Source organism: Chitinophaga sp. 180180018-3 (assembly GCF_037893185.1).
Lineage (GTDB): Bacteria > Bacteroidota > Bacteroidia > Chitinophagales > Chitinophagaceae > Chitinophaga.
Genome location: NZ_CP140772.1, coordinates 695066 through 719633 on the forward strand (window position 1 = coordinate 695066; position 24568 = coordinate 719633).

Annotated in this window: 19 protein-coding genes, 1 tRNA gene and 1 riboswitch; of the genes, 16 read left to right on the plus strand and 4 right to left on the minus strand. The window is 47.2% G+C overall.

What is annotated here, in order from left to right:
• Window positions 1-10 precede the first annotated feature (10 nt).
• Window positions 11-976 carry an ROK family protein gene (locus UNH61_RS02825; protein WP_326990593.1) on the minus strand — a complete coding sequence of 322 codons (966 nt, stop codon included), beginning with the start codon at window positions 974-976 and terminating at the stop codon, window positions 11-13.
• A complete protein-coding gene (locus UNH61_RS02830; RefSeq protein WP_326990594.1) occupies window positions 948-2867 on the minus strand; it encodes an MFS transporter in 1920 nt (639 codons plus the stop codon). Before UNH61_RS02830 ends, UNH61_RS02825 begins: the two co-directional genes overlap by 29 nt.
• A gap of 195 nt (window positions 2868-3062) precedes the next feature.
• Between UNH61_RS02830 and UNH61_RS02835 the strand changes: the two genes are divergently transcribed.
• Both UNH61_RS02835 and galK read left to right on the plus strand, forming a co-directional pair.
• On the plus strand, window positions 3063-4385 hold the full coding sequence (locus tag UNH61_RS02835; protein WP_326990595.1) for a sugar MFS transporter: 1323 nt from the start codon (window positions 3063-3065) through the stop codon (window positions 4383-4385).
• Window positions 4386-4553: 168 nt separating this feature from the next.
• Entirely contained in the window at window positions 4554-5699 is a 1146-nt protein-coding gene (gene galK / locus UNH61_RS02840; RefSeq protein ID WP_326990596.1) for a galactokinase, read from the plus strand.
• Between the two features lie 69 nt (window positions 5700-5768).
• Here galK and UNH61_RS02845 read toward each other — a convergent pair whose 3' ends face one another.
• Window positions 5769-7163, minus strand: coding sequence for a Gfo/Idh/MocA family oxidoreductase (locus UNH61_RS02845; RefSeq protein ID WP_326990597.1), 1395 nt, complete (start codon window positions 7161-7163; stop codon window positions 5769-5771).
• Window positions 7164-7432: 269 nt separating this feature from the next.
• Between UNH61_RS02845 and UNH61_RS02850 the strand changes: the two genes are divergently transcribed.
• The 10 genes from UNH61_RS02850 (at window position 7433) to argH (ending at window position 19004) form a co-directional block, all read left to right on the plus strand.
• Window positions 7433-9505 (plus strand): alpha-L-fucosidase, encoded by a 2073-nt coding sequence (locus UNH61_RS02850; RefSeq protein ID WP_326990598.1) that lies wholly within the window; start codon window positions 7433-7435, stop codon window positions 9503-9505.
• 494 nt (window positions 9506-9999) lie between these two features.
• On the plus strand, window positions 10000-10779 hold the full coding sequence (locus tag UNH61_RS02855; RefSeq protein ID WP_326990599.1) for a GNAT family N-acetyltransferase: 780 nt from the start codon (window positions 10000-10002) through the stop codon (window positions 10777-10779).
• A gap of 49 nt (window positions 10780-10828) precedes the next feature.
• On the plus strand, window positions 10829-12019 hold the full coding sequence (argG, locus tag UNH61_RS02860) for an argininosuccinate synthase (protein ID WP_326990600.1): 1191 nt from the start codon (window positions 10829-10831) through the stop codon (window positions 12017-12019).
• An 11-nt stretch (window positions 12020-12030) separates the two neighbouring features.
• A complete protein-coding gene (gene argC / locus UNH61_RS02865; RefSeq protein ID WP_326990601.1) occupies window positions 12031-13014 on the plus strand; it encodes an N-acetyl-gamma-glutamyl-phosphate reductase in 984 nt (327 codons plus the stop codon).
• Between the two features lie 33 nt (window positions 13015-13047).
• Window positions 13048-14175 carry an aminotransferase class III-fold pyridoxal phosphate-dependent enzyme gene (locus UNH61_RS02870; RefSeq protein ID WP_326990602.1) on the plus strand — a complete coding sequence of 376 codons (1128 nt, stop codon included), beginning with the start codon at window positions 13048-13050 and terminating at the stop codon, window positions 14173-14175.
• Between the two features lie 75 nt (window positions 14176-14250).
• Window positions 14251-15201, plus strand: coding sequence for an acetylornithine carbamoyltransferase (locus UNH61_RS02875; RefSeq protein WP_326990603.1), 951 nt, complete (start codon window positions 14251-14253; stop codon window positions 15199-15201).
• A gap of 2 nt (window positions 15202-15203) precedes the next feature.
• On the plus strand, window positions 15204-15992 hold the full coding sequence (gene argB / locus UNH61_RS02880) for an acetylglutamate kinase (RefSeq protein ID WP_326990604.1): 789 nt from the start codon (window positions 15204-15206) through the stop codon (window positions 15990-15992).
• Between the two features lie 3 nt (window positions 15993-15995).
• Entirely contained in the window at window positions 15996-17060 is a 1065-nt protein-coding gene (locus UNH61_RS02885; protein ID WP_326990605.1) for a M20 family metallo-hydrolase, read from the plus strand.
• A 1-nt stretch (window position 17061) separates the two neighbouring features.
• A complete protein-coding gene (locus UNH61_RS02890) occupies window positions 17062-17643 on the plus strand; it encodes a GNAT family protein (RefSeq protein WP_326990606.1) in 582 nt (193 codons plus the stop codon).
• 29 nt (window positions 17644-17672) lie between these two features.
• A complete protein-coding gene (gene argH / locus UNH61_RS02895; RefSeq protein WP_326990607.1) occupies window positions 17673-19004 on the plus strand; it encodes an argininosuccinate lyase in 1332 nt (443 codons plus the stop codon).
• Here the strand turns inward: argH and UNH61_RS02900 are convergent.
• Window positions 19001-21376: a TonB-dependent receptor gene (locus UNH61_RS02900; protein WP_326990608.1), complete on the minus strand. Its 2376-nt coding sequence runs from the start codon at window positions 21374-21376 to the stop codon at window positions 19001-19003. The genes argH and UNH61_RS02900 overlap by 4 nt on opposite strands.
• Before the next feature lie 14 nt (window positions 21377-21390).
• Window positions 21391-21485: riboswitch (TPP riboswitch) on the minus strand.
• A 131-nt stretch (window positions 21486-21616) separates the two neighbouring features.
• Between UNH61_RS02900 and ssb the strand changes: the two genes are divergently transcribed.
• The 4 genes from ssb to der all read left to right on the plus strand — a co-directional run bounded on the left by ssb (window position 21617) and on the right by der (window position 24549).
• Entirely contained in the window at window positions 21617-22024 is a 408-nt protein-coding gene (ssb, locus tag UNH61_RS02905) for a single-stranded DNA-binding protein (RefSeq protein WP_326990609.1), read from the plus strand.
• 109 nt (window positions 22025-22133) lie between these two features.
• Window positions 22134-22205 (plus strand) — tRNA-Met (locus UNH61_RS02910).
• A gap of 100 nt (window positions 22206-22305) precedes the next feature.
• Window positions 22306-23175 (plus strand): GTPase Era, encoded by an 870-nt coding sequence (era, locus tag UNH61_RS02915; protein WP_326990610.1) that lies wholly within the window; start codon window positions 22306-22308, stop codon window positions 23173-23175.
• A 60-nt stretch (window positions 23176-23235) separates the two neighbouring features.
• Window positions 23236-24549, plus strand: coding sequence for a ribosome biogenesis GTPase Der (gene der, locus UNH61_RS02920; RefSeq protein ID WP_326990611.1), 1314 nt, complete (start codon window positions 23236-23238; stop codon window positions 24547-24549).
• Window positions 24550-24568 lie beyond the last annotated feature (19 nt).

Below are 24568 nucleotides of genomic sequence, written 5' to 3' on the forward strand. Positions count from 1 at the left end.
CAGCAAGCTGCTAGTCCTTCATCTCCCAGGCCAATGCGCTTGCTCCAAGGATAGCGGCATCGCTTTCTTTCAGTTCGGAGAACAGCAATTTAACTTTATTCTGGAATATGGGGAGCAGGTTCTTTTCCATGTGTTCCCTTACCGGTTTCATGATGAGGTCGCCGGCTTTGGTAAGACCACCGAAGAGGATAATTGCTTCAGGGCTGGAGAACATCACGAAGTTGGCGAGTGCTTCACCGAGTATCTTACCGGTGAACTCGTATACCTCCATTGCCAGCGGATCGCCTTCCATAGCTGCTTCATAGATCAGTTTGGAGTTGATTTCCTCCTTGCTGTGACTACGCATGCTGCTGAGCGTATCCGGGCGGTTGGCCAGGAATTCCAGTGCGGTGTTGGTAACGCCGGTAGCAGAAGCATATGCTTCCAGTGAGCCATGCGCACCGGTACCAGGATGGTAACGGCCTCCGGGAAGTACGATACAGTGACCGAGCTCGCCTGCAAAACCGTCGTGCCCGTATATGAGCTGACCATTAGCAACGATACCGCTGCCTACGCCGGTGCCGAGGGTGATCACAATGAAATCTTTCATCCCTCTGGCGGCGCCGTAGATCAGTTCACCCAATGCCGCCGCATTAGCGTCGTTGGTTAAAACGGTTGGCAAACCGAATTTCTGTTCCAGCAGGCTGGCCAGTGGCACCACCCCTTTCCAGCGCAGATTCGGAGCATATTCGATGTTACCGGTATAGTAGTTGCCGTTAGGCGCCCCTACCCCAATACCTTTAATCTGTTCAATACCACCTACTTCTTCGATCAGTTTCGACATATGTCCGTGAAGCTCATCCAGAAAGCCATTCACGTCTTCATGCTGGTTGGTCAACATCCGACCATCACATAAAATATTACCTCTTCTGTCTACAATACCGAATTTCGTATTAGTGCCTCCGATATCAATGCCCACCGCTAACTGCTGACTCATAATCAATTCCTTGAGATTTTAAAATGTTTTTAACTCTAAATGCGAAGAATGCGAGATAAGCAAAGCACAACGCCGGGATAATGTAAGAGGCGTGAATACCGATGCTTGGAATATCTGCCAGACCACCCTGAACAGGAGGTATAAGTGAACCACCGAGGATCATCATGATCAGGAATGCGGATCCCTGACCAGTGTATTTACCCAGGCCGGCAATAGATAATGCGAAAATACTAGGCCACATCACGGAGCAGTATAAACCGCCGCTGATGAATGCAAAAGTTGCCAGCTGACCGGAAGATAACAATCCGACAATCACAGAACCAATGCCCAGCAAACCGAATATCATAAGGGTTTTGGCTGGTTTATCCTGACCGGCGAAGAAACCGATGATCTGGATAACGATGCAGATGGCGTATGGATATAATTGACTGATATCGTTGCCTTTGATGCTGTTGGCTCCCAGTACAACGCCATAGGCGACGAACGGAACCACCACGCAAAGGATATTACGTACAGACTTGGAAACATTGAATACGCTGATGGCGCCTGTCCATCGGCCAATCATCATACTTCCCCAGAACAGGGATACATATGGATCCAGTTCTGATTCTGCCAAACCTTTAGTGGTTAAGAATCCCGGATGTTTCAGCAATGCGCCGAGGTTGCTGGCGATGGTTACTTCCACACCCACATAAATGAAAATGGCGAGCATACCCAGGATGAGCTGCGGATACTTCATCGCGCCCCAGCCTTCGGCACTGCCTGAAGAAGACATCCTGGCGTTGAAAAGGATACCGATGATACCAACGATACCAGCAATAAAGAGTGGCAGTTCAAATTTCAGTACCAGTCCTGCGAGGATCAGGATAAACATAAATGTAATACCGAGCAGCGACCGTGTAGCCTTTGGCGAAGATTCGAATACTTCAGATGAATCTGCGCTTTCCGGCATTTTTACAAAAGCAAAAATAGCGGCAGCTACCAGGAAGAGCGCAATCAGGAGGAAGTACAGCGTATTAATCTTGCTAATATCTGTACTTACTTCACCACCTTTAATATTACCGAATAGTAACATACTCACGATAATAGGACCGATGGTAGTACCGAAGGAGTTCACACCACCTGCGAGATTCAGGCGGTGAGCGCCTTTTGCAGGATCACCCAGCAGGATGGCAAACGGATTGGCGGCAGTTTGCTGCAGCGAGAAGCCTAGTGCAACAATAAATAACGCCATGAGAATAAGGGCAAAATAACCAAACGTAACTGTTTGTTTAAAATCAGTGTCCAGCACAGTAACTACTTTCCCGATGTCGGCCTTTTTGAAGTTGCCGGTATATTGATGATGTTCATCATCTTTTGTAAAACCGCCGGAAACCAGAGAAACCAGCTGAGGCTCAGCAATGTACTTCTGGGCCGCATCGTTGTTGGCAATCAGGAGTGCGTAAGTATCTGCTTCTTTCTCGCGGCGTATTTTCACCTGCCTGTCGGAAGTCTGCAGCTGTTGCTCTACCTGGAAATTACTGATGTCTTTTACGGTTTCTTTGATCGGAACGATCTTTTCTTTATTCACACATGGAATCATGATGGCAGAACCCAGCACAGAGATCAGCAGGCCATAGATAATACCTTTCCGGTAGCCGATCTTGTTAAGGATATCTACTTTTCTTGCTGCAGAAGCCAGATACAGGATCAGGGATCCGATGAAATAGGCGCTGTAAAAAGAGAAGTCAATCAGCTGTGACTCCAGTTGGGTAAGGTTGAAGTGTGATTTACAGAAAGGGATAAAAATACTGTTGGACGCAGCCAGAAATCCCCAGAAAAAGAAAACCAGAATAAGCACAAAGAACGAAGGATGTGTACTTTGTGCGCTTTGCTTTGATTGCTGAGTCATAAACGTGTTATGTTACTGTGAAATTTTGCCGGATAAATGTATAATTATTTTTTTAAAATTTTTTAAAAAGTAAAATAATTCTTGCAATTTAATGATCCGGTTAAACGATTTAGCAAAAATATTTGCGAAATATACAAGAAATATAGGAGAAGTTTGATTATGTTCGTGTTTAGCAAAAATAATTCTGACAGTATTATGTCCAACCAAACAGTAACAATGAACGTCCCGACCAAACAGGCCGGATATGCGCAATCAATGGCCATTATTGGCATTTTGTTTTTCGTATTCGGTTTTGTTACCTGGCTTAACGGTACGCTGATCCAGTTTTTTCAGATTGTGTGTCAGCTGAACGTATCGCAGGCATTGCTGGTGACGATGGCCTTTTACATGGCCTACTTTTTCCTCTCCATTCCTTCCTCCTTTATTCTGAGCAAAACAGGTTTCAAGAACGGAATGGCTTTAGGACTCCTGATCATAGCCGTTGGCTCGCTGGTATTTATTCCTGCAGCCAACGCGCGCAGTTTCGCTATGTTCCTCACTGGCCTGTTTATACAGGGTGCGGGTTTATCGCTGCTGCAAACAGCTTCCAATCCTTACGCCAGTATCATTGGTCCTAAGGAAAGTGCAGCTAAACGTATCAGTATCCTGGGTATCTGTAACAAGAGTGCTGGTGCGCTGGCGCCGCTGATCCTTAGCTCTATTGTACTGAAAGGTGCAGAACAGCTGGAAAAGGACATCAATGCGGCAGTGGATGTGGCACAGAAGAATGCGCTGCTCGATAGCCTGGCATCCCGCGTAATTGGTCCGTATGTGGCCATCGCTATTGTGCTGGCTATTCTCGCATTTCTGCTGAAACGTTCCACACTTCCTGAAATTGATACAAATACAGAAGATGAAACCACTTCAAAGGCTACCAATGGTAAAACGAGCGTATTCCAGTTTCCTCAGCTGACACTGGGCGTACTCTGCATCTTCGTTTACGTGGGTGTGGAAGTGATGGCCGGCGATGTAATTGGTCAGTATGGAAAGGCACTGGGTATGAGTGTGGATGATACCAAATACTTCACCACCTTCACCCTGATCGCAATGCTGGTCGGTTATGTGATAGGTATTGCAACCATCCCGAAATTGATCACCGGTAAAAAAGGTTTGCAGATATCAGCGGTGCTGGGGGTATTATTTACCATCGCGGCTTATGCCACCTCCGGTTTCTCTTCTGTTACTTTCATTGCTTTGCTCGGCCTTGCGAACGCACTGATGTGGCCTGCTATCTTCCCGATGGCTATTGATGGCCTGGGCCGTTTTACCAAAATCGGTTCTGCCCTCCTCATCATGGGTATCGCCGGTGGTGGGGTGATTCCGCAGATCTACAGCGGTATGTTCGATAAACACAGCATCTTCAACTTCCTGTACAGCGCTAACATCGACTTCAAACATGCATTCCTGTATTGCATGGTACCATGTTACCTCTACATATTGTTTTATTCTATTGTAGGGGACAGACTCGGGAAGAAATAAAAAATTACGAATTAGGAATTACGAATTACGAAATAAGAGCGAAGACCTAAGCGGATAATGGCAAAAACAACATTATCCGCTTAGGTCTTCGCTCTTATTTCGTAATTCGTAATTCCTAATTCGTAATTTTTTTTCTACTTTAGGTGTAAATTTTACGTTTAATAGTTTATGGTACAAAAAACCAGGGAGAAGTTTATCCACTTATTTGAAAAAGAGCCATTAATGGTTGTTTCCCCGGGAAGGATCAATCTGATCGGTGAACATACTGACTACAATGATGGATTTGTACTGCCGGCGGCAGTTGATAAGAAGATTGTATACGCCATAGCACTTAATGGCACAGACCAGTGCAATGCGCATGCTGTTTTTACCAATGAAACGGTTTCATTCGGGCTGGATGATGTAAAGCCAACACCAGGCTGGATCAATTACCTGATGGGCGTGGTTTACCAGCTGCAGCAGCGGGGATTACCCGTGAAAGGTTTCGACTGCGTGGTAGCCGGAGATATACCCGTGGGCGCGGGCATGTCGTCGTCGGCAGCAGTGGAAGGCGGATTGGTAGCCGGACTGGATAAAATATTCGGTTATGGCCTGAGCCGCATGGAGATGGCGCTGATCGGGCAGAAGGCGGAACATACCTTCCCCGGCGTGAAATGCGGTATCATGGATCAGTTTGCGAATCTGCATGGAAAGAAAGATCAGGTAATGCGACTGGATTGCCGCAGTCTGGAGTTTGAATATTTCCCGTTCCGTTTCCCTGACTACAAGATCGTACTGTGTAACTCCATGGTGCATCATTCCCTCGCATCGTCTGAATACAATGTACGTCGCCAGCAATGCGAGGAAGGCGTGAAAGCCATACAGGCGCTGCATCCGGAAGTGAAATCCCTCAGAGACGCTACCATGGCTATGCTCAACGAGGTGAAGGCCAATCTGCCTGCAAAGGTCTACGACCGCTGCGCATACGTGATTGCTGAGATCCAGCGGGTAAAAGACGCTACAGCACTGCTGAAGGAAGGCAACCTGAAAAAGTTCGGTGAGCTGATGTATGCCACCCATGAAGGATTGAGCACGCTGTATGAAGTAAGTTGCCCGGAACTGGATTTCCTGGTATCTCTTGCCCGGAAACGGGAAGAAGTAGCCGGCGCCAGGGTAATGGGAGGCGGCTTCGGTGGCTGTACAATTAATCTGGTAAAAACTGATAAGGTAGATGAATATGTGGAATTTATCAAAGCATCTTACCAGCAACAATATAATAAGATTCCCGAAGTATATGTGACTGTAATAGAGGAGGGCGTATCTTTTCCGGGATAAAAAAATAAGCGGAAACAACAGATAGCTGCTGTTTCCGCTTTATTTCCCAAAAAACTAAAACGCTAATAATTAGTACTGGTCGTCCAGTGCGAAGATCGGCTTCCTGTTCATCCAGCGACCACGGGTGAAGTCGGGGATAAACTGTACACTGCCGCCTTCAGCAACAGAATGTTCACTCAGCGGAGTGATGGCATACCAGGTAGCCATATCGTATACATCCAGCGGATATGGCGCACCACGTTTGATACATTCAAAGAAAGAGTTCAGTACAAACCAGTCCATTCCACCATGTCCGGCGCCTGCTGCATCGTTGGCATATTTCTTCCACAGCGGGTGGTCGTATTTGCCGAAGTAGCTTTCAGGATCCTTGAAATCACCGGTTTTTTCCCATTCGTCGTACTTGCTTTTCTTTTCTACGTAAACAGATTGCTGGTCATCCATCCAGAGCCCGTTGGTACCCTGTACCCGGAAGTTCAGGGAATAGGGGCGTGGAGAGTTGGTATCATGCGACAACATAATCGTTTCTCCGTTGTTGGTTCTGATCAGTGTAGAAACGATATCGCCCAGTTTGAACTCTACTTTGGCATTTGGATGACTTTCACCACCGTTGTCGACAATATATTTATGCAGACCGCGGGATTTGGTAGCCACAGAAGTCAGGGACAGCAGGCGGTTACCGCGGTTGATATTGATCATGTTGTTAATGGGGCCGAGGCCGTGAGAAGGATACAGATCGCCGTTACGGTGTACAGAGTGATTAGTTCTCCATTTCGCTTCGGAAAGGGCTTTGTCGCCGAATTCCACACCACCGCCGTAATACTGCTTGCCATTGTTGAATTTCACTCCGCGCAGATCGTGCTGGTAACCACCCTGCAGATGGATCAGCTCTCCGAACAATCCCTGGCGCACCATATTCAATACCGCCATCACATCTCTGCGATAGCACACGTTTTCCATACCAAAAACAGGAATACCTGTTTCTTCACTCACGTTTACAAATTCCCAGCACTCCTGGATATCAGAAGCGCCACATACTTCCACCGCTGGTGTTTTGCCCGCTTTCATGCAGGCAATGGCCATAATGGAATGCAGTTCCCAGGGAGTAGCAATGATCACCGCATCAATATCATCACGTTTTAGCATGTTGCGGTAATCTTCCGGGCCGTTGGTATATTCGGCTACTTTCCGCTTGCCGCCATAGGCTTTTTCAATCATGGCCTTGGCTTTGGGAACAGTGTAAGCGGTATCCGGATCCGCAAATGCAATTACTTCCGCATCCTCACGGTGAAGACAAAAGTTGAGATGTCCCAGTCCGCGGGCACCCACGCCGATCAGGCCTACCCGTACTTTAGGTTTTTTTTCGTTTGCAAATAGTTTGGCAGAGGAGCCCAGCATAGAAAGACCTATGCCCGCTGCCGCTGTGTTTTTCAGAAAACTTCTGCGATGCAGTGGTTGTTTGTTCATTGTTCAAAGTTTATTCAGCGTAAACTGTTATACATGTATGAAGGCATTAAATTTATAAAATTTGATCAATCTAAACCAACCCAATGCTTAATAATCTTACATTTTTGTGATAAACGGCAAGGAAGAAGAAATATGAAATGCGCAGGAGATTGAAGCGAATAAATAAGGTGAATATTCAATCAAGAATAGTGAAGATGGAATAGCTCCCGTTCAACAACCTGCTATATCTTCGCTTTAACCCGTAATTCGTAATTACAAAATCAAAAATCTTGAAAAGATATAAACTACTACTAGCCGGTTTACTGGGCTTTCATTTCGCTACCGCTCAGGAGATCAAGCCTTACGGGGCGCTGCCATCTAACGCACAGGTGGCGTGGAACGACATGGAATATTACATGTTCATTCACTTCGGTCCTAACACCTTCACCAACAAGGAATGGGGGCATGGTGATGAAGATCCGAAAGTATTCAATCCCACTCATCTGGATGCCCGCCAATGGGCCCGCACGGCGAAACTGGCAGGGATGAAGGGAATTGTGATCACCGCCAAACACCACGATGGTTTCTGTCTCTGGCCCAGTAAGTACAGTACCCATACCGTGAGGGAAAGCGCGTGGAAAGATGGCAAAGGCGACGTGCTGGCGGAACTCTCCGCTGCCTGTAAGGAGTATGGCCTGAAGTTCGGTGTGTATCTTTCTCCGTGGGACAGGAACCATCCGGAATACGGAAAACCCGGTTATAATCAGGTGTTCGCTAATACACTGAACGAAGTACTCTCTGGCTACGGACCGGTATTCGAACAGTGGTTCGATGGCGCCAATGGAGGTAATATCAAGCAGCCGTACGACTGGAACCTGTTTCACAGCGTAGTATATAAGAATCAGCCCAACGCCGTTATCTTCAGTGACGTAGGCCCGGGCTGCCGCTGGGTAGGTAATGAGAACGGTATTGCCGGTACTACCAACTGGAGCACGCTGAACGTCAAAGGCTTCAGTCCCGGAGCCGGCGGCCCGCCACAGAAATCGCTGAACGAAGGCAACGAAGGCGGTGAAAAATGGATCCCGGCGGAATGTGATGTGTCTATACGCCCGGGATGGTTCTACAGCCCTGAAACAAACGATAAGGTGAAATCATTAACTACGCTGCTGGATATCTATTATGGTTCCGTAGGCCGCAATGGTAACCTGATCCTCAACGTGCCGGTAGATCGCGATGGCCTCATTCATCCCAACGATTCTACGCGTCTGATGGAGCTGCGCCGTGTATTGGATGCTACTTTCAAAGATAATCTGGCGAAGAAAGCCGTAGTAACGGCAACGAATACACGAAAGAATAATGCTGCTGTGAAAGTATCGTATCTGACTGATGGTACTAATACCACCTATTGGGCCACAACAGACGATGCCACCACGGCTGCCATCACCCTCACCTACGCAAAGCCGGTTACCTTTAACCGGGTGGTGCTGCAGGAATACATCGCGCTCGGGCAACGGGTGCAGCGTTTCAGCGTAGAGATAAAAGAGAATGGCAACTGGAAAGAAATAGCGAATGAAACCACCATCGGCCACAAACGCATGCTGCGGCTGCCGGACTATACCACCAATGCCGTACGTATCAACATCCTGGAAGCCAAGGCTGCTCCGGTGATCAGCGAGGTGCAGCTGTATAAGGCGCCGGATGTGGTGGCCACACCACGGATTACCCGTGCTGCCGATGGGAAGGTAACCATCAGCTGCGATGGAGCAGATGTGGAAGTGCATTACACCCTCGATGGAACCGAGCCCGGTTTATCATCTCCCGTATACAAAGGTGAAAAGAATACCAGCATTGCCCTTCCGGATGGAGGCGTGGTAAAAGCCAGGGCCTTCCTGCCTAAGGGGAAAACCTCCGGAGCCGTTGCTACAGCTAAATTCGATGTGGCGCCCGGCAGCTGGACAGTTCTCCATACAGATCCGGCAGAAAAAGGCCACGAGGCCGCCAATGCCATCGACGGAAATAACCAGACCATATATATAAGTAGTCGCAATGAAGCCCGGTACCCACATGAGTTCCAGGTAGACCTGGGCAAAACCCTGACACTGAAAGGGTTTACGTATGTGCCGCCGGTGGGAGAAGCCGGAGGCGTGATTTATGGCTACGAGTTTTATGTGAGCACCGACGGTAAAAACTGGGGCCGCCCGGTGGCCAGCGGACAGTTTGCGAACATCAAAAATAACCCTGTACTGCAACAGATTCCCTTCAATAAAGTGAATGCGCGTTACATCAGGTTGGTGGCTACTGCGCCGGCAGACGAAAAGCAGCCCTGGGCCGGTATTGCCGAACTGGGAGTGGTTACCAGGTAATATACTGTAAATGAATTGATTAGCGGAGATGAGCACCAGATAGAAAGGGCGCTCATCTCCGCTTTTTTTAGGAGATTATATGAAGGGAAATATAATATATAACCGGTGCTGACGGTGCTGGCAGAAATGAATCGTCTGCACATTGTTAAAATTCTCGCGCATTCAAAAAAAAATCGACTTTTTAAAAAGATATTGTTATAACTTTGCGGATAATCTAAACTAAAGACAATATTTATAACAATTTAACGCTGAACTGAAGTTGGAAAAAATCGCAACTCATACCAACATCTCCGCATATCATCCCGCTCTTGAGAAGGGGGTATATTCTGTTGGGTTCAATGTCTTTAGATTCCTTTCCCGACGACCTAGAATTTGATAGCGCTTGTTTACATATTATGACCGCTATCGCACCGTGATTCCCCAATCCTCCGGTGACCCATCCAGTAATGGATTTTCAATGTTAGTTTATTGATTCACAATTTCAATTTAAAAAGTTGGAAAATCAACATATCATCGTTAGGGTAGCCACTCCTGACGATATTCACTATTCAAATACCATCACCGACGAGATGGAAGCGTCTGCAAAAGCGCGTGGAACTGGTATTGCCAAACGTTCACCTGCTTATGTGGAGCTGAAAATGCAGGAAGGCAAAGCAGTTATAGCCGTTACCGATAAGGGAGAATGGGTGGGTTTCTGTTACATAGAAGCCTGGGGCCATGAAGAATTTGTGGCGAACTCCGGTTTGATTGTTAACCCTGCATTCCGTGGCCATGGTGTTGCTAAATCGATCAAGAAGAAGATATTCGAGCTTTCCCGGAAGAAGTATCCGGATGCCAAGATCTTTGGCCTGACTACCGGGCTGGCTGTAATGAAGATCAATTCCGAGCTGGGCTACGAGCCGGTTACCTATTCTCAACTGACCAACGACGAAGAGTTCTGGAAAGGCTGCCGCAGTTGTGTGAACTTCGATATCCTTACCAGCAAGGAGCGTAAGAACTGCCTGTGCACGGCCATGTTATACGACCCTGTTGAAAAGCTGAAGGAAGCAGAGGAAAAGGCGATGGCGGAAAAAGCAGCGCAGGAGGCCGAGAAGCAACAGCCACAGATGTCTGTCAATGCCAGCGGACACATGCAGCACAAGAAGCGGCACCGGAGATTTAAAGGAAATATAAAACTCTACGAGCGCTGGTTAAGATTTAAAAGATTTGTTTTGCTGAATAGCAGAAAAGAAGGTGGTGCCACCGGGTCTAAAAAGAAATTTTTCCTGTTCTGACCACAGGATTGTAAACATACTTATCTGAATTTTTAAAAAAGATGTCATAATGAAAAAAGTAGTACTGGGATTTAGCGGAGGGCTGGATACTTCCTATTGCGTTAAATATCTGACGAACGAAAAAGGATATGAAGTGCATTCAGTGATCGTTAACACTGGTGGTTTTTCTGAAGAGGAACTGCAGGAAATTGAAAGACGCGCTTATAACCTGGGCGTTAAGAGTCACAAAACTGTTAATGCAGTACATTCTTATTATGATGGCGTGATCAGGTATCTCATCTTCGGTAATGTGCTGAAGAACAATACCTACCCGCTGAGCGTAAGTGCAGAGCGTATGAGCCAGGCGCTGGCTATCGCTGAATATGTGAAGGAAGTAGGCGCTGATGCGGTAGCACACGGTAGTACCGGTGCAGGTAACGACCAGGTACGGTTTGATATGGTATTCCATATCATGATCCCCGGTGTAGAGATCATCACACCGATCCGTGACCTGAAACTGAGCCGCGAAGAAGAAATCTCCTACCTGAAATCCAAAGGCGTGGATATGAACTTCGAAAAAGCGGTTTACTCTATCAACAAAGGCCTGTGGGGTACTTCAGTTGGCGGTAAGGAAACACTTAGCTCCAACGGTATGTTGCCCGAATCTGCATGGCCTACCCAGCTGACCAAACAGGGAGAAGAACAGCTGAAATTAACTTTCGAAAAAGGCGAGCTCAAAGCAGTGAATGATCAACAATTTCAACACCCTGCTGAAGCGATTCAATACCTGCAAACTGTTGCCGGTCCGTTTGCGATCGGACGCGATATCCACGTGGGAGATACCATCATTGGTATTAAAGGCCGCGTAGGCTTCGAGGCTGCTGCTCCGATGGTGATCATCAAAGCACACCATGCGCTGGAGAAACATGTACTCACCAAATGGCAACTGACCTGGAAAGACCAGCTGTCGCAGTTCTATGGCAACTACATGCACGAAGGTCAGATCATGGACCCTGTGATGCGCGATATTGAAGCTTTCCTCCAGCATACCCAGGAAAATGTAACCGGCGATGTATTTGTAACACTGATGCCTTACCGCTTCCAGGTTACTGGTATCAGCTCACCGTACGATCTGATGAGCAGCAAATTCGGCAAGTACGGAGAAATGAATAATGGCTGGAGCGGAGACGATGTGAGAGGGTTCAGCAAAATATTCGGTAACCAGACAATGATCTGGCATCAGGTTAAAAATTCTATCTAAACAGGCAGGTAATGGCAGACAATAAAAAAATAAGGGCTGGGATCATAGGCGGAGCGGGCTATACAGGCGGTGAAATGATCCGGCTTTTGTTAAACCATCCGGATGTGACGATCTCATTCGTACACAGCCGGAGTAATGCAGGTAACCCGTTGTACGCTGTGCATGCCGACCTGCTGGGTGAAACGGAGCTGTTGTTCACCAGTGAACTGAGCAACGATATAGATGTTATGTTCCTTTGCCTGGGACATGGCGAATCCAGGAAGTTCCTGGAAGCTACGGATGTAGCGCCGCATGTGAAAGTGATTGACCTGAGCCAGGATTTTCGTTTAGGCGAAACCGTTAAAGAACGCACTTTCGTATATGGCTTACCGGAGCTGCAGCGCGATCTCATCAGCAAGGCGCAGAACATCGCCAATCCCGGTTGTTTTGCTACTGCTATTCAGTTAGGATTGCTTCCTTTGGCGAAAGCAGGATTGCTGAAAGAAGTACATACCACGGGTATTACCGGCTCAACCGGAGCAGGACAGAGCCTGCAGGCTACTTCCCATTTTACCTGGAGAGCCAATAATGTTTCTACCTATAAAGTGCTGACACACCAGCATCTGAAAGAAATACGACGAAGTCTGCAGCTGTTGCAGCCAGGCTTTAACGAAGACGTGAACTTTGTACCGGTAAGAGGCGATTTCCCGAGAGGAATCTGGATCACTTCTTACCTGCAATCTGACTTATCGCTGGAAGAGGCTGTGAAGCTGTATAAAGATTATTATGCCGGTCATCCTTTTACACATGTAAGCGACAAACAGATCGACCTGAAACAGGTGGTGAATACCAATAAAGTGCTGATACAACTGGAAAAAACAGGCAGCAAACTGGTGATCCACTCTATTGAAGATAACCTTGTGAAAGGTGCTTCAGGACAGGCGATACAGAATATGAACATCATGTGCGGACTGGATGAAACGGCCGGACTGAAACTGAAGTCCATCGTGTTCTAAGTATTTTTTTCATTTCAAATTTTTTAGTCAGCAATGAAACTGTTCGACGTATATCCCATCAATGATATTATCATAGAAAAAGCCCAGGGTTCTAATGTTTGGGACGATAAGGGCACGCAATACCTTGATCTGTATGGCGGTCATGCTGTGATCTCCATTGGCCACACGCATCCTCATTATGTGAAACGGCTTACCGATCAGCTGCATAAAGTAGGCTTCTATTCCAATTCCGTGAAGATGCCTTTGCAGGAGCAACTGGCTACTATGCTGGGAAAGGTTTCCGGTAAGGAAGACTATCAGTTGTTCCTTTGCAACTCTGGTGCAGAAGCTAATGAAAACGCACTGAAGCTGGCGTCTTTTTATAACGGAAAGAAAACAATCATCGCTTTCAGGAAATCCTTCCACGGAAGGACTTCCTTGGCAGTAGCTGCTACTGATAATCCCAAGATAGTAGCACCGGTGAACGAAACAGATAATGTAGTGTTTCTTCCCTGGGAAGATGAAGCTGCGCTGGAACAGGCTTTCAGGGACCACGAAGTTTCTTCTGTGATCATTGAAGGTATACAGGGTGTTGGCGGTATTAACGTAGCCAGCGAATCTTTCCTGAAGAAGATCCGGAGCCTTTGCGATGCACATAATGCGGTATTTATTGCAGATAGCGTGCAATGTGGTTACGGCAGAAGCGGTAAATTCTATTCCCACGATTTTGCTGGTGTAAATGCAGATATCTATAGCATGGCGAAAGGCATGGGCAACGGGTTCCCGATAGGGGCCATCAGTATTGCTCCCAAGATTCAGCCGGCTTATGGCATGCTGGGCACCACTTTTGGTGGTAATCACCTGGCCTGCGCGGCAGCACTGGCGGTACTGGAAGTGATACAGGAAGAAAAACTGATTGAAAATGCAGCCAGCATCGGAAACTACCTGATTGAACAACTGCGGACATTCGACAAAGTGAAGGAAGTAAGAGGCCGGGGATTGATGATCGGTATTGAACTGCCTGCTGAACTGGCGCATGTGAGAAAAGAACTGCTGTTTACGCATAAGATCTTCACCGGAGAAGCCAAGCCTAATGTAATCAGGTTACTGCCTTCCCTGGCGCTGCAGAAAGCTCATGCAGATCAGTTCCTGGAAGCATTCAGAAAGGAATTAAACAAGTAGCAAGACCAATAACCATATATGGCAGGCAGTGTGCCTTAGCATCTTTCCACTGCCTGTTTAAAGCTTAATAGCGAAATGAAACAATTTATTTCTACAGCAGATGTTCCCAGTGTCCCGCGGTTGGTGGACATTGCGTTGAACTACAAGAAAGATCCTTTCAGGGACAAGGAATTAGGTAAGAACAAAACAGTAGGAATGATATTCCTGAATCCCAGTTTGCGAACACGCCTGAGTACACAGGTAGCAGCTAAAAACCTGGGCATGGAAGCAGTCGTGTTCAATATTGATAAGGAAGGATGGGCGCTGGAAATGAATGATGGTGCTATCATGAATGGTAACACTACAGAACACGTAAAGGAAGCGGCTGCCGTAATGGGACAGTATTTCGATATCCTTGCCATCCGTACCTTCCCGGGGTTGAAGAATAAAGAAGAAGATTATACAGAGAAATATATCAATCAGTTCATTAAATACGCGGGCGTACCGGTGGTAAGCCTGGAAAGCGCCACCCTGCACCCTTTGCAGAGCCTGACAGATGTTATTACCATTAAGGAAAACTGGCAGCAGACCCGTAAACCTAAAGTGGTGATGACCTGGGCGCCGCATGTGAAAGCGTTGCCACAGGCGGTTCCTAACTCGTTTGCACAGTGGATGAACGCCTGGGGAGAAGTGGATTTTGTGATTACGCACCCACAGGGATATGAACTGGATGAGAAATTTTCAGGAAATGCAACCATCGAATATAACCAGGATAAAGCTCTGCAGGACGCTGATTTCGTGTATGTGAAGAACTGGTCGTCTTACCGCGACTATGGCAAGATCACCTGCACAGATCCTTCCTGGATGTTTACCAATCAAAAACTCAACCTGACCAATGCTGCGAAAGTCATGCATTGCCTGCCGGTAAGACGGAATGTGGTAATTGCAGATGAAGTACTGGACGGGCCTCAATCCATCGTTATTCCTGAAGCGGGTAACCGTGTATGGGCAGCACAAGCGGTGTTGAGCGAAATACTGAAAGGATAATTATGATCGACTTATTTATCATTAAAGTAGGCGGAAACGTAATTGATAATCCGGTATTGCTGCAAAGCTTCCTCGGGAAGTTTGCAGCAATACCCGGTAAAAAGATCCTGATACATGGTGGCGGCAAGATTGCCACCCGTATCGGCGATAAACTGGGTATTGAATCGAAGTACGTGGATGGCCGGCGTATCACGGATGCAGATACCATTGACGTAGTGACCATGGTATATGGCGGTCTTGTGAACAAGCAGCTGGTGGCTCAATTGCAGGCAAATGGCTGTAACGCTATCGGGTTAACCGGTGCGGATGCCAACATCATTCCTGCGGTGAAGAGACCGGTAAAGGAGATCGATTATGGTTTTGTGGGAGATGTATATACAGACAAACTGAATACTGCACCACTGCGGGCGTTGCTGGAAGCCGGTACTACACCTGTGTTTGCGCCGCTTACACACGATGGAAAAGGACAGATCCTCAACACCAATGCGGATACGATTGCATCTTCCCTGGCCATTGCACTGTCGGCCTACTACAGCGTGCGGCTGATTTACTGCTTCGAAAAGAAAGGCGTATTACGCGACCCGGCAGATGATAATGCGGTGATTAACCTGATCAACAAGGAAATATATCAGCAGCTGCTGGCAGAAAAGGTATTAACAGAAGGAATATTGCCGAAATTGCAGAATGCATTCAGCGCTATCGATAATGGTGTAAAAGAGGTGCTGATCGGGCATGCGGATGATGTTTTGAGCAATACCACTGCAACAGTGGCAGGCACTTTAATATGCTAACCTATGTGGAACGAAAAATTATATGATGTGGCAGTGGCCTTGCTGAAGCAAATGATTGCCACCCCGTCAATAAGTCGCGAAGAAGACGGCACAGCGAAACTGATCGGTGATTTCCTGGCAGCCATGGATATTCCGCATGAGCGGCATCTCAACAATATCTGGGCATATAACAAACATTTCGACGCTGCCAAACCCAATATACTGCTGAATTCCCACCATGATACGGTAAAGCCTAATCCACAATACACCCGCGATCCTTTCAGTCCGGATGTGGTGGATGGAAAACTTTACGGCCTGGGCAGCAACGACGCAGGCGGCTGTTTGGTAAGCCTGATCGCTACTTTCCTGCATTTCTATCATCGGACTGATCTGAGCTATAATATCATTCTCACTGCCACTGCTGAAGAAGAAATCAGCGGACCGAACGGAGTAGAGAGCATACTGCCGATGTTACCGGCTATTGAGTTTGCCATCGTGGGTGAGCCCACGCAAACACAACTGGCGGTAGCCGAGAAAGGCCTGATGGTGCTGGATTGCATCAGTCATGGTAAAGCCGGCCACGCCGCCCGCGAAGAAGGAGAGAATGCGTTATACAAAGCATTGCCCGATCTGGCCTGGTTCCGCGATTATCGTTTCCCCAAGGTTTCAGATACATTGGGACCGGTAAAGATGAGCGTTACCGTAATTAATACTTCTAATAAAGCGCATAATGTAGTGCCTGCTGACTGCTCATTTGTAGTAGATGTAAGGGCTACTGATCAATACACACTGGAAGAACTGCTGGAGACTATTCAGGCAAATGTGTCGTGCGAAATCAAGCCACGGTCGATCCGCATGCGGCCATCTTTCATTCCGATGAACCATCCGTTTGTGCAGGCTGGCATCAGCATTGGTAAAACCTGCTATGGCTCGCCAACCACGTCTGACCAGGCATTGATTCCGGCTACTTCCGTTAAGATGGGACCTGGTGATTCCGCCCGTTCTCATACTGCAGATGAATTTATCCATCTACATGAAATTAAAGATGGTATCGATAGTTATATTCGCTTACTTGAAATGATACAGTAATATGGATTATCAGCCAGTACTCGAAAATAAACGCGTTTTGCTGGAACCGCTGCAATTAACGCACCTGGAGGTGCTAGCACCTGTTGCATTAATACCTTCCCTTTGGGAAGTGCAACTACAGCAGATCACAACAGTAGCGGACCTGGAGAAATACATCCGCACTGGTTTGGCCGACCGGGAAGCCGGCGTGTCTATCCCATTTGTCATTACCGATAAAAAGGAAAACAAGGTGGCTGGTTCCACCCGTTACATGAATCTGCTAATACCGCACAAGCGTACGGAAATAGGCTCTACGTGGATTGCACCGGAGTTTCAGGGAACAGGACTGAATAAGGCCATGAAATATGCGATGTTGCAATATGCCTTCGAGGTAATGGACGTGAACAGGGTAGAACTGAAAACAGATGCACTCAATACACAGTCGCGCAACGCTATCCTGAGTATTGGTTGTAAGGAAGAAGGTATATTCCGCCGTCATATGATCACCAATTCAGGCAGAGTGAGAGATACCGTGTACTTCAGTATCCTGAAGGAAGAATGGCCGGAGGTGAAGGAACGCATTTTTGGTAAATACGATTTTTAGTTGCCATTCAGGCAGGAAAATATACTATTATGAAATTGTGGCAAAAAGATAAGGTTGCACTGGAAGCGGTAGAGCAATTTACCGTTGGAAAAGACCGTGAAATGGATGCCTACCTGGCGCCTTTTGATGTACTGGGCTCTATGGCGCACATCACTATGCTGCAGCAAATCGGTTTGCTGGAAGCAGCAGAACTGACTGTTTTAAAGCAGGAACTGAAAAATATATACCAGGAGATCCAGGCAGGTACTTTTAAACTGGAAGATGGAGTAGAAGATATCCACTCCCAGGTAGAACTATTGCTGACCCGCCGTTTGGGGGAAGTAGGTAAAAAGATCCATAGCGGCCGTTCCAGGAACGACCAGGTGCTGGTAGATCTGAAACTGTTCCTGCGCCATGAATTGCAGACGCTCACGGAAGAAGTGCTGACACTCTTCCACCTGCTGCAACATAAAAGTGAAGAATACAAACAACACCTGATCCCGGGCTATACACACCTGCAGATTGCCATGCCCTCTTCCTTCGGATTGTGGTTTGGCGCTTATGCAGAGAGCCTGGTCGACGATCTCACCATGCTGCAGGGTGCTTACAAAGTAGTAAATAAAAACCCGCTCGGCTCTGCTGCCGGTTATGGTTCTTCGTTCCCCCTTAACCGTGAGTTAACCACCTCACTGCTGGGATTCGAAACACTGAATTACAATGTTGTATACGCCCAGATGGGCCGCGGTAAAACGGAAAAAATCGTAGCCTTCGCTTTGGCCGGCATTGCTGCCACCATCGCTAAAATGGCCATGGATGCCTGTTTGTTCATGAATCAGAACTTCGGCTTCATCAGCTTCCCTGATGAGTTGACTACCGGCTCCAGCATTATGCCGCATAAAAAGAACCCGGATGTTTGGGAACTGATCCGTTCGCACGGAAACAAACTGCAGGCACTGCCTAACGAAATAGCTATGATGATCACCAACCTGCCATCCGGCTACCATCGTGATCTGCAGCTGCTGAAGGAGAACCTGTTCCCCGCCTTCCAAACACTCAAAGACTGTATTCGGATGAGCCGCCTGATGCTGGAAAATATCCGCATCAAAGAGAATATCCTGGACGACGAAAAATACCAATACCTGTTCAGCGTGGAAGTAGTAAACAACCTCGTATTACAGGGTATGCCTTTCCGTGAGGCCTACAAAAAAGTTGGAATGGATATCGAAAATGGCACCTTCTCACCTGAAAAAGAAGTAAAGCATACGCACGCCGGAAGTATAGGCAACCTCTGCACCTCCCAGATCGCAGAACAGATGGAGCAGGTAGTGAAAGGATTTCCGTTCGAGGCTGTGGATAAGGCGATAGCACAGCTGTTGGATTAAAATCCTACCGTCACTCCTGCAAAGAAATTAATCCCTGCCATAGGATAGTAGTAGCTATCATACGCCACCCGGTTGGATTGGAGATCGTAACTACTGTAAGTGCTTCCGTTGGGAGTATATTTTGCATTGAAAATATTGTTCAGCATAAACTGAATACCCAGTTCGCGGAATAACGTTTGCGGCACTACGTAGTTAATGCGCAGGTTACTCACAAAATAAGGATCCAGACTGGCTTCGGTATTGGAGGTATTATCCATATACTGGCGGCTTACGTATTTGCCGAGCAGATCGATGTTGAGGTTCTTTATTGGTTTCGCAGATAACGTTAACCCACCTACGAAAGAAGGCGAGAAGGAGATATCTGTTTTTTTGAAGGTTTGTGTATGCGCTGTATTGCTGGAATCATATGTAACTGCGCGATAGTCAAGTACTTTGTTGCTGCTCAGGGCCGCGTTGGCAGCAATGCTGAATACGGGCGACAGCTTCACATTACCATTCACCTCGATACCCGCACGATAGCTTTTCGGAATATTGGTGCGCATGTAGGCACCAACATCGTTGAGCATGCCGGTTTGCACGAGCTGATTCTTGTAGTTCATGTAATAAACGTTCGCATCAATAGCTGCGATATTGTTATGCCATGAGTAGCCTGCTTCCACGTCGCGGAGTATCTCCGGCTTAGGCATCGCTGCCCCATAGTTGCTTTCAAAGTCAACGCGGTTGGGCTCTTTATGCGCGATGGCAACAGAGGCAAACACCCGGCTGGATGGATTGATGCTATAGGAAATACCTGCTTTGGGATTGAAGAAATTGTAGTTCACATGCGCGATATAAGCAGGAACAGATTCGAAGCCATCCATGTTGTACATGATGTTGCGGTACTGCATATCTGCAAAGAGGCTGAATGCAGGAGTGAGCTTGTATTCTCCTTTCCAGTAGATATTGAAGTCATTCTTTGCTGCGGGATAAGTGTAGTACTTATAATCTTTATCGATGCCGGTTTGCGCCCAGATGACTTTTCCATAATGATCACCGGTGTAGCGGTTCCAGCCTCCGCCCAGGCTCCAGTTGAATTTGTTGCCGGTACGGTTTACGGAAAAGACCGAGCCGTAGAAGTAATTGTCCAGCCAAAGCTGACGAATCAGGTCGGTACTATCTACCGGCAGCCCGTTGATAATAGGTTTGCTCAACCCATATTGACCGAATTGCTGGGCTGCTTTGTATTGTTCATAGTAGCCGCGGCCGCGGGTGAAATGCAACGCCACGTTGAAGTTCAGATGAGCGTTGACTTCCTGGTTAAGAAACAGCTGGTAGTGATCCTGCTGGTAATTGTCGGTTTCGTTGTTGTATGGCGTGCCGGGTTTTTCTGTGCCGGCTGAGTTGTAAGTGCGGTCAGTTTCCAGGAGTGCTTTAGGCACGCCGTTCCAGGCCTGGTAGGTTTTTTCCTTTCCAGAGAAAACATTCAGCCGTATAGCCGTTTTTGCGGAGATATACGCGGCGGAAGTATAGAAGGAGCGGAGATCGGACGTGGCCCTGTCGATATAGCCGTCGGAGCTGATCTTAGAGAGGCGTGCATCGATGGTAAAGTGATCGCCGATCAGTCCGGAGCCTGCTTTAACCGTATTCTTCCAGCTGTTGAAGGAGCCGTAACTGCTGCTGATCTCGCCGTAGGCCTTTTCCCTGAATTCATTGGTACTGAGATTGAGGGTGGCACCAAATGCGCCGGCGCCATTGGTGGAGGTACCTACGCCGCGTTGCAGCTGTATACTGCTGACAGATGAGGCAAAGTCGGGCATATTCACGAAGAAAGTACCTTGGGATTCAGCATCGTTCACAGGAATACCGTTTACTGTAACATTGATACGGGTGATGTCGGAGCCCCGCACACGTATGCCCGTATAGCCGATACCGGTACCTGCGTCGGAATTGGTTACCACAGCGGGTTGCTGATCCAGCAGTATAGGCAGATCCTGGCCCAGGTTCTCTTTTTTAATATCGGCTGCCGACAGGGTAGTATGCACAAAAGGCGAGTTCTTACCAGCTCGCAGGCTGCTGATCTCCACCGGTTTTACGAAGAGACTGGCTGATTCCAGCACAATATCCTGCAATTGATGGCTGTTAGTAGTCGTTATCGTAACCTCAAAGGATTTGTAGCCGATAAAACTGGCAGTTAAGGTATGGCTTCCTTTTTTAGGGAGATGGATACTGTAATGGCCTTTACCGTCTGTTACGGCCCCTGTCTGATTAATCGTAATGGTAACACCCTCCAGTGGCTGGCCGTCGGTTTTGCTGGTAACAGTACCGGTCAGCAGCGATTGTGCATGTAAAGTGCCTGCTACGGATAGCAGCACTAATAACATTAGCTGTTTCATTTCTACGTATGTATCTTTTGCGTTTTGCTCGTTTCCTAACCAGCATTACCTGGTCCAGGTTCATTGGGTGTGATCTCAGCCTGAAAGTAAGGCACCCCATGTTTGTGTTAACGCAAAGTTAGGACGGTATTTAATAAAAATGCGAATTTATTTTTCAGAGGCCGGAAATTTGCTTAATTTTCATGGATACTTCTCTCAATCATCTGATATAAGTTTTTAACCATTAAATCTTTATTTCTGATGATGAAAATTCAATTCATCGGGCATCTCGGCCGCGATGTTGTTAAGAAAGAAGTCAACGGAGCATCCGTGTTCAACTTTCCGGTAGCTGTTAATGAGCGTTTTAAAAATGCACAGGGAGTGCTGGAAGAAAGAACCACCTGGATGGATTGTTCACTATGGGAAAGAGGCGGTGTAGCGCCTTATCTGGTACAGGGCACCATGGTATATGTAGAGGGCAGTCTGAAAGCGGAAGCCTATGTAAATACCAATACCGGCGTGTTAGCATGTGCCATGAGGGTAAGGGTGTTTGCTTTGCAGTTGCTCAGCCGCAGGGATGACGACAAAAGAAAAGCCACGCTTGCCGAGGTCGCTGTTCCGGAGGCTGAACCCGTACAGGAACAACCTGCTGACGATCTTCCATTTTAAAGTGTATGAAGCATTCCAATATGAAAGCCAACCAGTTATGGTTGGCTTTTTGCTATTTTTTAAAAAAGTTTTGGCGCTAAGTAAAATAGTTATATCTTTGCACCCTCATTGCGAGGTAGAGCAGAGGTAGCTCGTCGGGCTCATAACCCGAAGGTCAGTGGTTCGAATCCGCTCCTCGCTACAAAAAGACGTTGCAAAGGCGTCAGAAAAAAATTAAAGAGCCGAAGAAATTCGGCTTTTTTTATTTCTGTAAGTTTGAGAGAACTGTTTAAAGATCATTCATGCACAAAGCTGGTTTTGTAAATATTTTCGGTAAGCCCAACGCGGGAAAAAGCACGCTGCTCAACGCACTGATCGGTGAGAAGCTGGCCATTATTTCTCCTAAGGTGCAAACCACACGTCATCGCATCACCGGCGTGCTGACTGAGCCCGGATACCAGATCGTTTTCTCCGATACTCCGGGTATCATCGATCCGAAATATAAGCTGCATGAGAAAATGATGGGTGCGGTAAAATCGGCCCTGGAAGATGCTGACGTAGCGTTGCTGATCATGGACGCCAAAGATTCCCTGGAAGAAAACCTGGAATTGTTTGACTCCCTGAAGCTGAAAGTGCCGGTGATCCTTATCTTGAATAAAATGGATAATGTGCAGAAGGATGACATGGCTGCGCTGGTGGAAAAAGTGAAGGCCTGGGGTAAAGCCAAAGCCATTGTTCCGATATCTGCTATGCAGAAAAAAGGAATAAAAGAACTGCTGGCAGAGATTGTAGCCCTATTACCCGAAGCCAATCCCTTCTACCCGGAAGATACACTAACGGATAAGTCTACACGTTTTTTTGTGGCAGAAATGATCCGTGAGAAAATATTCAAATTATACGAGGAAGAGATTCCCTACCACACTACGGTAATTGTTACACAATTCCAGGAAAAGGAAACACTCACCAAAATAAGTGCTGAAATCATCGTAACACGCGATACCCAGAAAGGTATCATACTGGGTGAAAGAGGACAGTCGATCCGCGAACTGGGAACCCAGGCGCGTAAAGAAATAGAGCAATTCATTGAACGTAAAGTATTCCTCGAACTATTCGTTAAGGTGCGCAACAAATGGCGCGATAATGATACGTTCCTGAAGGAATACGGATATTGATTATAGAAATTCCTGGGTGCATTATCCAGGTTAGTACGAAACTATATAATATAATAAGCAATGGCAGGATTTACAGTTGCGATAGTTGGGCGTCCGAACGTTGGCAAGTCGACCTTGTTCAACCGTTTACTGGAACAGCGCAAAGCCATCGTAGACGACCAGAGCGGTGTTACCCGCGACCGCCAGTACGGCATCGCCGACTGGAACGGAAAAACATTCAACGTGATCGATACCGGTGGATTTGTAACCAACAGCGATGATGTGTTTGAACGTGAGATCCGTAAACAGGTGAAAATAGCTGTACAAGAGGCGAACCTGATTATTTTCATGTGTGATGTGACTACCGGGATTACAGACCTGGATGCAGATGTGGCCGATATTCTCCGCCGCACCTCCAAACCCGTTTACCTCGTGGTAAATAAAGTAGATAACGCCCAGCGCCAGCTGGAAGCTACGGAATTTTACAGTCTTGGTTTTGAACATATATATTTCCTCAGCTCCATGACCGGTAGTGGCACAGGGGAGTTGCTGGATGAGATGGTAACGCACATTACTCCGGATATGGGAGACGCCAATGAAGAAAGCGATCTTCCTAAAATAGCCATCATAGGCCAGCCTAATGTGGGAAAATCTTCGCTGCTGAATGCACTGATCGGAGAAGAACGCAATATCGTTTCCGATATTGCAGGAACTACCCGCGATACCATTCACACGCGTTATAATATGTTCCAGAAAGATTTCATGCTCATTGATACTGCCGGTGTCAGGCGTAAAACCAAAGTGCATGAAGACCTGGAATTTTATTCTGTCATCCGTGCCATCAAAGCGCTGGATGAAGCAGATGTAGTGATGTTGCTGCTCGACGCCGAAAAAGGCATCACTGCACAGGATCTCAGCATCTTCAGTCTTGCTGCCCGTAAGGGAAAAGGCGTGGTGATACTGGTCAATAAATGGGACCTGGTGGAAAAAGCCACTAACACAGCAAGAGATTACGAGAAAGAACTGAAACAGCGTCTTGCTCCTTTCTCTGATGTGCCGGTGATCTTTACATCTGTAACGGAAAAGCAGCGTATCTTCAAAGCGGTAGAAACTGCGCTGGAAGTATATGAGAACCGTTTGCGCCGCATTCAGACGTCTACCCTGAATGAGGTGATGCTGAAAGCAATTGAAGCATATCATCCACCGGTAGTGAGAGGTATTCCTATCCGCATCAAGTATGTAACGCAGTTACCAACGCATACACCGGCATTTGCCTTTTTCTGTAATCTGCCGGATGATGTGAAGGCGCCATACCGTAACTACCTGGAGAATCAGCTGCGCACGAAGTTCAATTTCACGGGAGTTCCGATTAAGATCTTCTTCCGTAAAAAGTAAGGGTGGGTGAAATAAGTAG